Origin of the sequence: Bacillus sp. FSL R5-0585, from assembly GCF_038004545.1 — a bacterium.
In the GTDB taxonomy this organism is placed as follows: domain Bacteria; phylum Bacillota; class Bacilli; order Bacillales; family Bacillaceae_G; genus Bacillus_A; species Bacillus_A cereus.
Window position 1 is genome coordinate 205258 of sequence record NZ_JBBORJ010000002.1, and the last position, 15720, is coordinate 220977.

A 15720-nucleotide genomic window follows, 5' to 3' on the forward strand; every position below is an offset into this window, starting at 1 on the left:
CTAGGAGAAAGTTATTTTTAAATTTTAATAGATATCCCCTTTTTAGGCTTAATTATAGGGTAGCTTCTTTAGTTCGTTATGTCGCCTTTAACACTAATAAAATAGCAGTTTTTCTTTGTCCATGTACCATAAAAAATAATTTTTTATGGTACTCATTATATTTAGATTAACGAATAACGTTTTGGGTACTAACATTTTGTATCTATTTACATTAAATATTAATAATCTGACGGATTAAAACAGCGACCATGTGCTTAAGGAATTGGATTTTTCAGTTTATTCAAAAACTAAGGGGGTTTCCAATATGTGTTATAAAAAAATAAGTGAAGGTATGTAAAAGCAGAGATTACAAAACAGAACTATGAAATTTGGTTATTAAACCTTTCTTTACTTTATATTTATTGAAATTATGTATCTACTTAGCATTAAGAAAATATCTTGTAGATTATATTTTTCAGCTTTTGAATTATATTTAGTTAATTAAATATTACATGTGGTGTAATACAGATGTATAACATATAAAATTATAACCTAATTTTTATAGATAGAGAATACATTCGTGATGATTGTCGAGAAATTTACAAATATCTTGTCACAATTTATCCCAAATTAGAAATAATGATTTACTTTGTTGCTGCTTTTTTTTACATTCATTTTGTAAGATTTATAACATTATGACGAGGTGAATGTATGGAAAAGAATTGGGGCAAAAAACGATGGTATAAGTACTTAATACAACTCATGGTAGTTGCATTAATTGTTACTTCCATACCACTGAATGGGTTGGCTGAAACGGCACCACCGTTTACACCATCTCCAAATTCAGAACAGAGTCCAGAAGTAGAAAAGAAGGAGGAAAAAGAATTACCTTCTCCACATCCAAATCAGTTGAAGAAAAACAAAACAAAAAATCAGACAAATCCAACTGAAGTAGTGGAAGAAAGAACGGAAACAGAAAAAGTTTTCGATAATAATGATGGTACATTTACGAAAAAGGTATATACAGAACCCATTCATACAGAAAAAGATGGAAAATTAGAAGAGGTTTCTCCTAAATTAGTAACTGCACCAGATGAGAAGATTGTTACAGAAAATACAAAATTAAAACCAGAGTTTGAAAAAACAGCGCAAGATGGAAAATATGTTCAATTTAAAGTAAAAGACCATACAATTCAATATGAATTAATGAGTGCAAATGGTGAAAAAGGGGAAGTAAAACCATCACCAGTTACTGCAACACATGAAAATAATACAGTATGGTATAAGGGAATTTTCCCAAATATTGATTTAAAAAGTACGACATTTAATGAAAATGTGAAAGAAGACTTTGTATTACGTGAGTATACAGGGCATCATATTTTTACATTTGCATTACAAACAGATTTAACACCTAGTTTACAAGAAGATGGCTCTATTCATTTCCAAGATGAGAAGAAAGAAAACATCTTCACATTACCAAAACCGTATATGAATGATTCAAATGTCGATCAACAGTCGGGAGAAGCTGTAACGTCAGATGCTGTTCGTTACAATATTGAAAAAACAGATGAAAAAACATATACGTTAACTGTTACGGCAGATCCGAAGTGGTTACAAGCACCTGAACGTAAATATCCGGTAAATATAGATCCTTCTATTGAGATTGATAACTTTGAAAATGCATATGTATCTACTCTTAGCCCGAATAGAAATTATTCTGGAGGAGATTTATGGGATAGTGGTCAAAATGCTTATACATTAAAAGTAGGGTATTATGACGGATCAACTGGGACAAACTTTGCATTTATTAAACCGCAAATTTCAGATTTAAAAGGTGCACAAATTGAAAGTGCAACATTCCATGCGTATGCAGTATGGCATTACTATGGAAATCAGCCCAATGGTGTATGGCTAGATGAAGTTACAGGTGGCTGGAGTGTCGGAGGAGTAAATTGGAACAACAAGCCTGGTTCTAATAATATTGCCCATGCAGATGTAGGACGAGGACAATGGGCTAAGTTTAATGTAACAAATACAGTAAAAGCATGGGTAGAAGGCGCAAGGCCAAACAATGGATTTAAGTTACATACAAATGGAAATGGACAAAACCATTGGAAGAAGTTTATTGCAGCGGAAAATGGATCCAATGCACCTTATTTAGAAGTAAACTATTCGTATGCAAAACCAAATAAACCGAGAGTACAGTCGTATTCTAATGGAAGCAGTAGTAGTTCAGGTCACTTTAACCTACAGTGGGATGCAGTCCCAGGAGCAACAGGTTATAAAGTAGCAATCTTTAATGGATATGACTATGAATATATTCCTGTTGGTAATGTGACAAATTGGAGTACGAAAGATAAGAAGATATTCCCAACACCAGAAGAAATTGCACAAGGGCATTTTGAATTCCATGAAGATGGAAAAGGTGGAGAAGCGCCAGTTAATCCAGGACCAATTTATAAAAATGCTCATTTAGCGGGTAGCCCGTACGGAGATTATAGTGGTGCACGTGGATATTGGATTCGTATTGTCGCAGAGTATCCATTTGGTGATAGCCCAATTTCTGATGAAGCAATTATGTATATACCGTTAGAACAAGTTAAGAAACCGACAGGTTCAGCTTATATCAATGCAACCGACAAACAAACAGGATATGTTTCTTTAAAATGGGACGGTGTTCCTGAGGCTGCAGGTTATAAAGTATGGGTATATAACGGAAAAGATTATGAAGCGTTTGATGTAGGAAATGCGACAACATGGACGACGCAAGGACAAAATATTTGGCCAACAAAAGATGAAATTGCAAAAGGTCAATATCTTCTTCATCATGATAAAAAAGGTGTAGAGCTTGCCTTAGACCCATCTCCTGTTTATCGAAATTCCGGTGGAATTTATGGCGGATCTACAAACTATTGGTTCCGTGTAACAGCGTATAGTAAAGCTGGACATGCTGAAAGTGAGATTTCACAAGAATTCACGCCGAGGTTCTCACAAGACTTTGGATTCTTAGGTATGTTAGACTACTGGGCATCCATTGATGTGTTAAACGGGAAAGTCAATGCGACAAATGGTAACTTCCTGATGGATGAAAAAGATATGTCCTTATCAGGGCGTGGGCCAGATGTAGCCATTGAAAGAACATATAATAGTCAGAGTAAACATATTGGCTTATTCGGTAAAGGTTGGCATAGTAGTTTAGAAGAACGCATTTGGAAAGATGCAGAAGGAAACTTACTTCTGATTTCTGCAGATGGTGCGCAAATTACATTTACCCGCACGGGAGATGGAACGTACCAAGCACCTACAGGTGTGTATTTAGATATGAAGGAAACATCGGAAGGGTATGAAGTCAAAGACAAAGATCAAACGGTTACGTTTTATACCAAAAAAGAGAATTCTGGTCGTATGGAATATGTAAAAGATAAATATGGAAATACGACAACATATGAATATGATGGTGAATTCCGATTAGCTAAAGTAAAGAATGCATCTGGAAAAGAATTGTTACTACAATATGAAGGAGCAAATAAAAAAGTTTCCAAAGTGACGGGACCAGATAATAAAGTTATTACGTTTACTTACAAAGGAGACTTACTTGTTTCTTCTACAACACCAGAAGGAAAAGCGTATCGATATGGATATGAGAATGACTTGCTCACTCATGTATATGATCCGAAGCATACAGATGAAAAGCCATATCAAACGATTTACACATATGAGAATAATAGATTAGTAAAAGTAACGGACCCATTAGGGAAAGCGACAACATTAGCATATAATACGGATACGAAAGAAGTTACGTTAACGAATCCAAAAGGACGTAAGACGGTCTATACGTATAATGATGCTGGTAATCCCGTGAAAACGATTGTAGATGCTGGGCGTCTGAACTTAACAACAACGTATGAATACAGCGCAAATAATTTAGTAAAAACAACAACACCGAAAAATCAAACAGAGTCCTTTACGTACGATAATAATGGAAACGTAACATCTGCGACGGATGAAATGGGAACTGAGAAGTTCGAATACAATAAAGATAATGGAATTATAAAAGAAACGAATAATGAAGGTCGTGAAACAACGGTTGCTTATAAAGCAGCAAACACAGAAGTATCACAAACAGATCAAGCGGCTCATACGTCTTCTTTCACACAGAATGATAAATACGGAAATCCGATTGAAACAAGTAAAGAGTTAGGAACAGGGGAAAACCTGATTCAAAATCCAAGCTTTGAAATGGATGGTACGGAAAAATGGGTACCAGTAAATGCGAATAATTCCGGATCTATTGCAAAAGATGCAACACCGGCACCAGGTGGTCTGGGCGGAGAATCATCACTTAAAATTTCAACAACAGCAACAAATAATGATTGGGGCTATATTGCTGCAATTCAAGAAGTAATGTTAGAACCAAATACAACGTATACGTTAAGCGGTATGATGAAAACGGATTTAGCCAATGGTGCTGCTTTCTTCAATGTACAGTTATTAAATGAAGACGGTGCTGGTGTAGATGGTGGATGGCATGATACTCGTCACAATAAAGTTCAAGGAACGAGGGATTGGGTTAACCGTCAAGTTACTTTTAAAACAACAGAACAAACGAGAAAAGTAAAAATCTATTTACAAGTAGAAAATGGCGGTTCTGCTACGAGTGGTTCTGTCTGGTTTGATAAGATTCAACTAGAAAAAGGTGAAGTTTCTTCTAGTTTTAATCCAATTGAAAATAGTAGTTTAGAAAATATGGCGGGAAATGGCTGTGTGCCAGGTTGGATTCGAGGAGATGGAACAAGCTGTGATCCAAAAGATGTTTCTCAGCAAGAGAGCTTTACGGGACATTCATCTATTGTATTAGAACGTAGCCAATATGGTGGTTCAAATGTAGGATATGGCAAGCATGTAACTGTAAATCAGAAAAAAGCAGAGCCAATTACACTAACAGGGATGTCTAAATCTGAAAATGTAGAGAATGATGCGCCAGATAAACTTTCTCGAGACTATGCAATTTGGGCGGATGTACATTATCAAGATGGTAGTGGTGCCAATTATCAGGCTAAATTCCCAAGTGGGACAAATGATTGGAATCGTAGTGCGGTTGTAATCCCAGCAACGAAACCAATTAAACGTATGGAAATCTATCTTCTTTTCAGACATAACAACAAAGGAAAAGTTTGGTTTGATGATATACGTCTATTAGAAGGAAATGCTCTTGTAAAAAATGAGTACGACAACGATGGAAATGTTGTTGCCATGTATGATGAAGAAGGACAGAAAAACACCTTCACATATGATGCATCAGGAAATAAAAAGAGCGAGACAGATGAAAAAGGAAATACAAAACTATATGATTACAACCAGGATAATCTATTAACGAAGGTTACATTAAAAAATGGTACTTCTGTAAATTATCTTTATGATCATACTGGAAATACAACAGAGAAATCTGTCATGTTTGGCGGAAAAACGCAAACACACAAATATGAATATGATGTAGATAATAAAAATACAGTGTATATTGATGCGTTAAACCGTCGTATTGAACATACGTATGATGAAAATGCAAACAAGATTAAAACAAAAATGCCAAACGGCTCTATTTTAGAATCTGTATATGATACAGCAGATCGCGTCGTTGGTGAAAAACGTAATGGAAAAGATTCATTTACATTCGAACGTGACCAAAATGGACAAGTTACGAAAGTAAAAGACCATGTCAACGGTGTAGAACGAACAAAAACATACGATAAGGCAGACCGCGTCACAAGCGCAACAGATAGCCGAGGCGGAAAAATTGATTGGGCATACCACGACAAAGCAAACAGTAAGACAGAAAAACTAAAAGAACAAACAGTAACGCAAGGCGGATACACAAATAAAGTATCGTATGACTACAACACGTTAGATCAAAACATTCGTGTGACAGACGGTTCTCAAACGTATCGCTTTGATTATGACGATCAAGGAAATGTTCGTACGTATACAGCTGGTAATGGTTCAGGTTCTACCTTTAACTATGACCATGCGAATAAAATTAAAGATTTAGTAGTAGGTACATCAAATAGTATTCTTCTTTCTGAACGATATGAATATGATCAAGCGGGCAACCGTACGAAGATTAAACATGAAGGTGCGGGCGGGAAAGTAACAGAAACAAACTTTGTATATGACCCGATTAACCAACTATTAAACGAGGCATTACCAAACGGAACAACTAAATCTTACACATACGATGGATTTGGAAACCGTACGAGTGTGAAAGTTGTAGAGAACGGAAAAGAAACAAAATCTATAGCGGCAACATTCAATGAAGGAAATCAGCTTGTCAAATTCGGGAATGAATCGTTAACGTATGATGCGAATGGAAATCGTACGTCTGATGGAAAGTACAAGTATACATGGAATGAAGATGACCAGATCGTAGCTATCACAAAACAAGGTGAGAGCAATGCATTTGCGACTTATAAGTATGATGAAGATAATCGTCGTATTGAAAAGAGTGTAAATGGTCAAGTAACACGCTACTTCTATGATGGAGACAGCATTAATCCAGTGTATGAAACTGATGGCAATGGAAACGTACTTCGCCAATATGTATACTCTACAAGTGGCGTACGACTAGCAATGAAGTCAAAAGGACAAACATTATACTACCACTATAATCCTCGTGGTGATGTAGTTGCAATGACGAATCAAGATAAAGAAGTTGTAGCAACATATGAATATGATTCGTGGGGTAATGTATTAAAGAGCGACGCAAAAGATATCGCAGCAGACAACCCATTTGGATATGCAGGATACATGTATGATAAAGAAATTGGCATGTATTATCTGATTGCGCGCTATTATAACCCAGAGCATGGTGTGTTCTTATCGGTGGATCCTGATCCAGGTGATGAAGATGACCCAATTACAATGAATGGGTATACGTATAGTGATAACAATCCGGTTATGAATGTGGATCCGGATGGTCATTGGGTATGGATTGCAGTTAATGCTGGATTTGCAGCATATGATGGGTATAAAGCATATAAAGCAGGTGGAAACTGGAAGCAAGTCGGATGGGCAGTTGCTTCGAATTATGTTAAGCCTTTAAAAATAGCTAAAAAGGCTGTTGGTTTTGCTGCAAAAGGTGTTAGAAATGCTAATACTAGAAATGCTGCAAGGGCTGGACAGCGTGCGCATAAATATATTCAACAAAGGGATAAGGCAAAGTGGAAACCTGAAGTCCCAATAACTTTACCCAATGGAAAAAAGGTTAGAAAAGATGGAGTATTACGGACGAATCCGAATGTGGTTAGAATTATAAAACCTAATACTCGTACAGGGAGAAAAGCAGCATCAAAACGCGCAAAATTAATGAAAAAATACGGATATCAAACAGTAGTAACCTTATATAGACCAAAAGATTTTATGTAGTAAAAAAAGCAATGTGTTTTCACATTGCTTTTTCTGTTAGTAACTGTTTAATATGTTTATCAACCGCTGGAAATTCTATTAAAGATTCGTTTTCAGAATTTTCATAGACACCAAGGTTGAGGTATTGATTTAAATATAAGTCAGCATCTTGATATTGTTCAAGTTTATAGAAAGAAAAACATTTTAAGAGTAAGTAAAGCTTTTCTTTTAAAATAGGTACCGTAGCTAAAACTGGACAAATTGATTGTGAATCTACATTCGCAAGCTTCTTATACGAAGACCATTCTTTAAACCAATTATTTATAACTGTTATATACGTAGGGATGTCAGTTTGGTCATAAAAATCATTAATAGGTATTCTAATTGAGTCTTCTTGAATCTTTAAGGTTTCTATTCGATTAAACAGTATACAATCTTCGATTTTAGGATTATGAGGTATATTTAAGTTAGTTGTTGTCAAAAGTTGTGGGAAATCTACAGGATGAATCCCAATATTAATATAAAAATTATCTCCAAAGTCACTTTTTTGAAAATTTATTATTTGGTGAAAATTAGAATCTGATTTAATGAATGTGAATTTCTTTTTTTTAAACCCTAATGGTTTTAAATGATGATGAATTGCCGTTACGAACTCTTTAATTAGTATTCCCTCATTTCTAAAATAAAATATTTTATTTTATTATACATGTTTATGCACATGTTAGAAATCCTTTTAGGGTTGAAATTTATAATAAAAAAAAGGGACTAACGTTAAGCTCTTCCTTTCGTTTATATTGTAAATTCGAATTAAGTACTAAGAGATTTATTAGAGGGAATTTATATGGATGAATGCAGATTATAGTTCACTGAATTTTAAGGTAATATTAAATTATATAACTGAAGTTATGGGTTCTGGTGCAAAAAAACTCTTAAACTTGGACATACTGATATTACTACTATAGAAAAGGTGTGTGATCAGTATGGAAAAGGAAAATTTGTTCAAATGGAAGCATTATCAGTCCGATATAATTTTGTTAACGGTACAACCTTAGTTTTCGTGATGTAGTGGGAATGATGGAGGAACGGGGTTTATACATTTCTCATACAACGATTATGCGTTGGGTCCATCAGTACGGTCCTGAAGGGGTACCGCCAGCATTTCGGAAAAAACCACGCTAAGAAAAATAGATATTAAAAAGCTAATTCTATACCCATGTATAAGATAGAATTAGCTTTTCTAATGTATTAAACTATGTAATTGGGGTCACAATACATGCCCATCAACTTAACATTTTGAAGTATCCCCCAAATGAAAAAAATTGCACTGTTAAAGGTAAATATAGAATTAGAATGTAGATTATCAAGAATTAATAATTAGTAAAGTAGAAGATTTTAATAAAAATTGGTAAAATAGTAACCAAGTATTGAAATTAAAAATAGGACTGTGTTAAAAAAGGAGATTCTATACTATGGAGCAAATTATTTCAAACAATAAGAACGGATCTACAGAGATATATTATAAATTATTCTCTATGTTATCTTTGTTAACTTTTCATAAGATCACATCCATTGAAAAGAAAAAGAAAAGCCTTAAGCTTTCCCTTGAAAAAGAATTAAAAAATTTAACAAAGAATAATCCTTATAAATTATAATACGGTTCCCAAAGATTAAACTCTATAAGAGAATTTATAGGATTTTATTAAACCAATATAATCTCATATTAATTTGACCTTAAAAACGCTATTCTTTTTGTAGAAATATACAGTGGTCTGACCCCATTTGGTGAGACAAAGAAAAAACACCTAGATAACATGTTGAACTGACCCACGAATTTGGTACATGAAAAAAACACCTATGCTACCTGTTTCTTATATTCTATAGGAGACAGGTAGTTTAACTTTTCTTGAATACGTTCCGTATTATAATACTCAATGTAATCGTGAATGAGTTGTTTGAGAGTAGAGGTTGAATGTATTTGTTTTTCTTGGGAGTAAAACAATTCAGATTTCAATGAGGAATGAAAAGATTCTATTACGGCATTATCATGACAATTTCCTTTACGGGACATACTTGTGGTAATGCCATTCTCTTTAGATAACGTTTGGAAAGCGTAGGAGGTATACACGGCCCCTTGATCACTATGTAGTATAATTTGAGTCTTTTGTTTTAGTTTGATCGCCTTCTCAACTGTGTTTAAGACAAGTGTTACGTCTTGTCTGTTACTTATTTCATACGCAATGATTTCATTGTTATATAAATCCATAATACTTGATAAATACAACATCTCTGTACCAAATGGCAAATATGTAATATCTGTAACCCATTTTTCATTTGGCTTGTTAGCTTGAAAATTTCTATTTAAGAGATTCTCTACAACAATTCTACTTTCCCCATTGATCCAGGTTCTTCTCTTTCTTTTAACCCTACATTGTAAATTTTTCTTTTGCATTATTTTTTGTACGGTTTTTCGATTTAGGTGATAATTATATTTTCGTTTCAATAAAGCAGTAACTTTTCGATGTCCATATCGAAAGTGATTTGTCATACAAATTTTCAAAATAGCCTGTTCTAATTTTGCTTCCTTTACATCTTTCACTTTATTTTTCCATCGATAATAAGTAGAACGAGGTATACCAATTAATATACATATCTCTTTAATGGAGTACTCATCTTTCATCAACTCCACTACTTCTACAACTACTTCTTTAACCAACTCCTCTCGATTTCTTGGTACTTTTTTAAAATATCTAGTTGCATTTTTAATTTCCGATTCTCTATCTGAAGTTTCTCGATTTCAGTTATACCTCCTTCACTAGCCTTTTGTAGCGTACTTTGTTTTCCTACAGGGCGACTAAAACGATACGTTTCACCTTCACGATGCCACTTCATCCAAGTTTTAATCTGTGCTTTATTTTTAATTCCTAATTGTTCCATAATTTCTTTATTTGTGTATCCTTGTTTTTTCAGCTCGATTGCTTTCCATTTAATTTCTTCTGAATAAGATTTTCTCGTCCCCATAAAAGAAACACCTCCGTATATTCGTATTTAAATTAAATACGGTATAAGAGGTGTTTTTTCCTTGTCTTATTTCATTGGGTCACTTCAGTTCACTCCATACAGAAAGGGTGGCGTTTTTTATGAATCTTTCGATTCAAGGTGAACTACAATCATTTGCTGAAGAGTTGCATCAACATCTTACTCCCTCATTTTTAGAGAATCTTGCTAGGGAACTAACTTTTGTACAACGAAAGCGTAAATTTTCAGGTCATGATTTAGCTATTATCTGTGTCTGGGTTAGTCAACGTGTTGCGAGTGATTCATTAGTTCGACTGTGTAGTCAACTTCATGCTGTTACAGGAACTCTTATGAGTCCAGAAGGACTCAATAAACGTTTCAATAAGAAGGCGGTTTGCTTTTTAAAACATATTTTCTCCACATTATTAAAAAATAAAATTTGTGAAACATCATTGATTCCAAGCTCTTCAATCACCTATTTTCAACGGATTCGTATTTTAGATGCAACGATTTTTCAAGTACCAAAACATTTAGCTAATGTGTATCCTGGGTCAGGTGGTTGTGCACAAACAGCGGGTATAAAGATTCAATTAGAATATGATTTACATAGCGGACAGTTTTTAAATTTTCAAGTTGAACCGGGGAAGAACAATGATAAGACCTTTGGAACAGAATGTTTAGCGACATTACGACCTGGCGATCTATGTATTCGGGATTTAGGCTATTATTCACTGGATGATTTAGATCAAATGGACCAACGTGGCGTGTATTATATATCGCGGCTTAAACTAAATAATATGGTGTATATCAAAAATGAGTTTCCTGAATACTTTCGAAACGGGACAGTAAAAAAACAATCTCAGTACATCAAAGTTGATTTAGAACACATTATGAATACCTTAAAACCAGGACAGGTCCATGAAATAACAGAAGCTTATATTGGAAAGGATAAAAAACTATTTACACGAGTTATTATATATCGATTAACTGAAAAGCAACTTCGAGAACGTAAGAAAAAACAAGTGTATACGGAAAGTAAAAAGGGTATTACGTACTCAGAGAAAAGTAAACGCTTAGCTGGTATGAACATTTATGTTACCAATACACCTTTGGAATGGGTACCGATGGAACAAATACATGATTTTTATTCTCTTCGCTGGCAGATTGAAATTATCTTTAAAACTTGGAAATCCTTATTTCAAATTCATGATTGGCAAAATATCAAACGAGAGCGATTAGAATGCCACATTTATGGAAAACTCATCGCTATTTTTCTATGTTCTTCTACTATGTTTAAGATGCGACAATTAATTTTACAAAAGAAGAAAAGAGAATTAAGTGAATATAAAGCCATTGGAATGATTCAAGACCATCTATACATTCTTTATCAAGCTATACAGCAAAACACCCGAGAAATAACAAGGATTTTAATCCGCTTATTCCATCTTCTACAGAAGAATGGACGAAAATCTCACAGATATGAGAAGAAAACTGTCTTTGATATTCTGGGTGTTGTCTATGAGTATACTGGATTGATAAAACAAAAGAAAATTGCATAATAAAAAAAGCGAAACCCGTTAGGGTTTATTTGTTATACGCATTTTTAAGAATATACTTCTATTTTAAGAAAGTTTTGACCTGGCTGAATGAAGGTTCAGTTTGTTTCCCCCTTAAGTTGATGGGCATGTATGGTGACCCCTATAAGGTTAGGATCGAGTGCTCCAGCAGATATAAACTCATCTAGATTTAATCCTGCTGAATCATTTTCACTTTCGTTTGACATGTATACACCTCCCTTCTCTAAAAAATTTATTCAATGTACGGCTTGTACATACTAAAAAATAATAAATTACTAAGCTTTCAAACTATTGATAATTATGGTTACTCTTATAGGTAATGTATAAAAAAATCTATTGAAAGGAATATTACCAAAAACTAATGTTTTTGTAACATTTCTCACCCCAATTATGTTTCTATATTTATAAGGTTTTCAGATTACAAAAAATAGTTACCAAAAGTATTACCAAATACCTTTACAATAAATGCACCTAAAGTACAATGAATTTATATAATTGTACAGGAGGAAACAAATGATTATTGGTTATGCAAGGGTATCTACTATTGATCAAAATTTAGATCGTCAAATTCATTCGCTTACTGAATATGGGTGTGAAAAAATCATTCAAGAAAAATTTACAGGAACAATTCGAGAAAGACAGGGTCTTATAAAATTGTTTGATGTGATAAGAGAAGGTAGATACCATTGTAGTTGAAAGTATTTCACGTTTAGGACGCAAAACTCTAGATATTCTAAGTATTATCCAACAGTTCGAAGAAATAGGAATTCAATTTGTATCATTAAAGGAAAATATGGATACAGGCACACCGACAGGTAAAGCTATGTTACAAATGATGTGTGTTATTGCTGAATTAGAAAGGAATTTAATTGCTGAACGAGTAAAAGAAGAAATAGAAGCGAGTAAAAAACGGGGAAAAAAATTAGGGAGACCGAAACTAGAAAAAGAAAAACTTTCAATTGCATTACGTATGTATGATAGTAACGAATATTCCATTAAAGAAATCATAGAAGGAACTGGAATATCACAGGGCTCTCTTTATCGAGCAATTAACAAACGAAAATTTGAAAAAACACAGAAGTAAAAATACTTTGTGTTTCTTCAAGTTATATTATCTTATTTAAATACACTATCAGATTTCTGGAACGACTATTCTTTTTACTTAGTTTTACAGAAAAAAGATAGCATACCAAAGTGATAATAGAAAAGTCCATCCAACTACAAAGAATACGTATTTTTAAAATTTCAAAAACTTATTTTAAGTTTATTTTATACTAAGGATAGCATTTTAGGTTTGTTAGTATGAATTTATCAATTTCTGATGAATTACAATTGTATTCTAGAGAATTACGTCAATATATATCATCACATACTCTGAATCATTTACCTAAAAAAGTGAAATTTATTCAACGAAGAAGTAAACTTCGTGTGCAAGACTTAAAAGTTATCTAATCGATTAAAATATAAGATTGTGTTAGACTTACCAAGCGAATTAAATAATTTATATGTTAGAGCTATTCTTAAAGAGAGATAGCTCTTTTTCTCGTATATATTTATTTGTATTAGTGAAATCTAATTAAAAACTTATTGAAAGGAAGTTAAATGGGTGAATTTGTTGAAGCTAGAGTTAGACTGCTCAAATTGATGAGACAAACAATTGGTTTCATAGGTGGTTATATAATTGGAGAATTGGTAGTGAATGCAAGGATTATAAATCTGGTCTTATATGGTGCGACCTCGTAGTGATTAATATTGCAGTTACTGCGGTTACTACATTTTAAATTCCTCATATATAGCATTGCAATTAGGTATCGGATTTTATTTACTTTGTATTTTTGCTAATAGTGACTGTTTGGGGATTATATGGACTCATTTTAGCTCTTATTGCACTTGTGATTCATATTACAAATTTATGATTGTTAGTATTCTTTTTACAACGTCTATTGCTTCTTAATCTTATAAAGATAGGAAAGAAGAAATTATTCGTCTCCCAAAATCAATGTTGAAAGAAAGACGGGAAGTTTACAAATAATCAATTTTACAATCCATTTAAAGGAACGAGATAGTGTTATGCAAACTTTATTTTTAGAAGGTTGGATTAATATGAGGTTTGCTGTGCTAGCACCTTTCTAGGTTTTTATTTTATATAAAATAAAATGGAGGAATCGTTGGAATGAAATACCTTCTTAAAATTATTATAGTTACGCTATTAGTTGGATCTATCAGTGGTTGCTCTGAGTTAGTAGAAATAGAAGAAAGAGGATTTGTAGTAGGAGCTGCTTACGATATTTTGAAGGAAAAGCAATCAAACCCAATTATGAAAGGGACGTATCAGGTGGTACTCCCTCAGGCAACACAACAAGGAGGACAAGGTGATGGAAATCGTGATAATTATATTAATGTGAGTGCAAAAGCAGATAGCGTATTTGAACAAATACGAATTATCGCTAAAAAACTTAGTCGCACATTATTTTTTCCACATATAAAAGTGATCATTTTCTCAGAAGAATTACTCTCGAGTCCATATATTTTAAAAAATACGCTAGATGTATATATTCGAGATCATGAAATGAGACGAAATATCCACTTATTTGTTTCTGAGAAAAATGCAGAAACTATCTTGAACCAAAGTGCAAAACCCGAAAATTTACCGGCACAGTATATTGATATGTTAGCTGGACATCTTCCAAAAAATGCTCAAATGGTTGAGGTAGCAAGAATTGGTGACGTGGAGGAAAAGTTAATCTCAAAAAGAAGTTTTGTACTACCTGTCTTAAGGTCAACAAAACAAGGGATACAAATGGAAGGGGCTGCGTTATTTCGTGGAAAGGATAACAAGTATATTGGAACGTTAAGCGGCGAACAAACAACGGGAATTAATTATATAATAGGCAGAAAAATTGGAGGTTTTTTTACTATACGTAAAAAAAATCAGCTTATTACATATGATATTCATAAACTACACCGAAAAACAAAGATATGCACTGAAAATACTATAAAACCGAAGTTTGATATTCATTTATCTTTGGAGGGTACATTGGCTGAGTTGCACTTTAGTAATCATAAAAAATTTCTGAATGAAAAGCGTTTAGAGAAAGATATTTCTAGGGAAATGGAGAAGCGCATCCAAAGTTCTATTAAGCTTGTTCAAAAAAAATATAAGGTAGATGTATTAGAATTAGGAGAAGTATATAAGCGGCATAATTATAAAGAATGGAAAAAAATCAGTAAGAATTGGGATCAAGGTGAAAATTATTTTAGTGATGCTGAAATTACTGTTCATGTTCATCCGACTATTCAACATTCAGGTTCAGCTTTACCCAAGAGAGTAAAATAAGGTAATTTGAGCCCTTACCATATTAGACATTAGCTGCACAATATTATTAGTGGGAAGACAATACTGGGAGAAGATATCCCAAAGAGTAGTAGAAGCTGGTGAATTATATAATTATGAATAAACAACCGGTGTCGATTGAACAGATCAAATTTCTATAACAGAAACAACTGAAATAGCAATAGGCACAGATTTATCAACAGCCATTACAAAGACACTATCCGTTACTAAAAGTACAGCAACCACGGAATCAGTGACGGATTCCAATCCATTTATGTATACAATAACACGTGAAAAAGACATGCTAATTAACGAATACTATGTAACGCGTGCAAATGGACAAATGATAACATCAGGGGATACAGCCTATTGAAAAGTACCAAATCTAAACCAAACAGTTACAAGAATTATTCCTCA

Annotated in this window: 7 protein-coding genes and 3 pseudogenes; 7 read left to right on the forward strand and 3 right to left on the reverse strand. The window is 33.5% G+C overall.

Annotated elements, in window-relative coordinates; all coding sequences use genetic code 11:
• Positions 1-690: 690 nt before the first annotated feature.
• Positions 691-7398 carry a DNRLRE domain-containing protein gene (locus MKY38_RS27575; protein WP_341050709.1) on the forward strand — a complete coding sequence of 2236 codons (6708 nt, stop codon included), beginning with the start codon at positions 691-693 and terminating at the stop codon, positions 7396-7398.
• Positions 7399-7417: 19 nt separating this feature from the next.
• On the opposite strand, the gene MKY38_RS27580 is transcribed toward MKY38_RS27575, so the two are convergent.
• Entirely contained in the window at positions 7418-8068 is a 651-nt protein-coding gene (locus tag MKY38_RS27580; protein ID WP_341050817.1) for a DUF4304 domain-containing protein, read from the reverse strand.
• A 289-nt stretch (positions 8069-8357) separates the two neighbouring features.
• On the opposite strand from MKY38_RS27580, the pseudogene MKY38_RS27585 reads away from it, so the two are divergent.
• A pseudogene (locus tag MKY38_RS27585) lies at positions 8358-8520 on the forward strand (IS6 family transposase); the annotation flags it as partial.
• A 326-nt stretch (positions 8521-8846) separates the two neighbouring features.
• Positions 8847-9029: a hypothetical protein gene (locus MKY38_RS27590; RefSeq protein WP_042512152.1), complete on the forward strand. Its 183-nt coding sequence runs from the start codon at positions 8847-8849 to the stop codon at positions 9027-9029.
• Between the two features lie 200 nt (positions 9030-9229).
• Here the strand turns inward: MKY38_RS27590 and MKY38_RS27595 are convergent.
• Positions 9230-10395 (reverse strand): IS3 family transposase gene (locus tag MKY38_RS27595; RefSeq protein WP_170965754.1). Its coding sequence is split into 2 segments (ribosomal slippage): positions 9230-10098 and positions 10098-10395, totalling 1167 coding nucleotides; the frame shifts between segments, so codons are not numbered across the junction.
• A 119-nt stretch (positions 10396-10514) separates the two neighbouring features.
• Between MKY38_RS27595 and MKY38_RS27600 the strand changes: the two genes are divergently transcribed.
• Positions 10515-11951 (forward strand): IS4-like element IS231E family transposase, encoded by a 1437-nt coding sequence (locus tag MKY38_RS27600; protein ID WP_150159208.1) that lies wholly within the window; start codon positions 10515-10517, stop codon positions 11949-11951.
• A 95-nt stretch (positions 11952-12046) separates the two neighbouring features.
• On the opposite strand, the gene MKY38_RS27605 is transcribed toward MKY38_RS27600, so the two are convergent.
• A complete protein-coding gene (locus tag MKY38_RS27605; protein WP_341050712.1) occupies positions 12047-12175 on the reverse strand; it encodes a hypothetical protein in 129 nt (42 codons plus the stop codon).
• 307 nt (positions 12176-12482) lie between these two features.
• Here MKY38_RS27605 and MKY38_RS27610 point away from each other — a divergent pair.
• The 3 genes and pseudogenes from MKY38_RS27610 (at position 12483) to MKY38_RS27615 (ending at position 15306) form a co-directional block, all read left to right on the forward strand.
• Positions 12483-13053, forward strand: a pseudogene (locus MKY38_RS27610) (recombinase family protein).
• Positions 13054-13586: 533 nt separating this feature from the next.
• Positions 13587-14033: pseudogene (locus MKY38_RS29415) on the forward strand (spore germination protein); the annotation flags it as partial.
• A 109-nt stretch (positions 14034-14142) separates the two neighbouring features.
• On the forward strand, positions 14143-15306 hold the full coding sequence (locus MKY38_RS27615) for a Ger(x)C family spore germination protein (RefSeq protein WP_137072798.1): 1164 nt from the start codon (positions 14143-14145) through the stop codon (positions 15304-15306).
• Positions 15307-15720: the final 414 nt, after the last annotated feature.

Excerpts from the sequence above, each read along its gene's own strand:
- MKY38_RS27615 (WP_137072798.1), top strand. The coding sequence starts at position 14,143 with ATGAAATACCTTCTTAAAATTATTATAGTTACGCTATTAGTTGGATCT.
- MKY38_RS27605 (WP_341050712.1), bottom strand. The coding sequence starts at position 12,175 with ATGTCAAACGAAAGTGAAAATGATTCAGCAGGATTAAATCTAGATGAG.
- MKY38_RS27575 (WP_341050709.1), top strand. The coding sequence starts at position 691 with ATGGAAAAGAATTGGGGCAAAAAACGATGGTATAAGTACTTAATACAA.
- MKY38_RS27600 (WP_150159208.1), top strand. The coding sequence starts at position 10,515 with ATGAATCTTTCGATTCAAGGTGAACTACAATCATTTGCTGAAGAGTTG.
- MKY38_RS27590 (WP_042512152.1), top strand. The coding sequence starts at position 8,847 with ATGGAGCAAATTATTTCAAACAATAAGAACGGATCTACAGAGATATAT.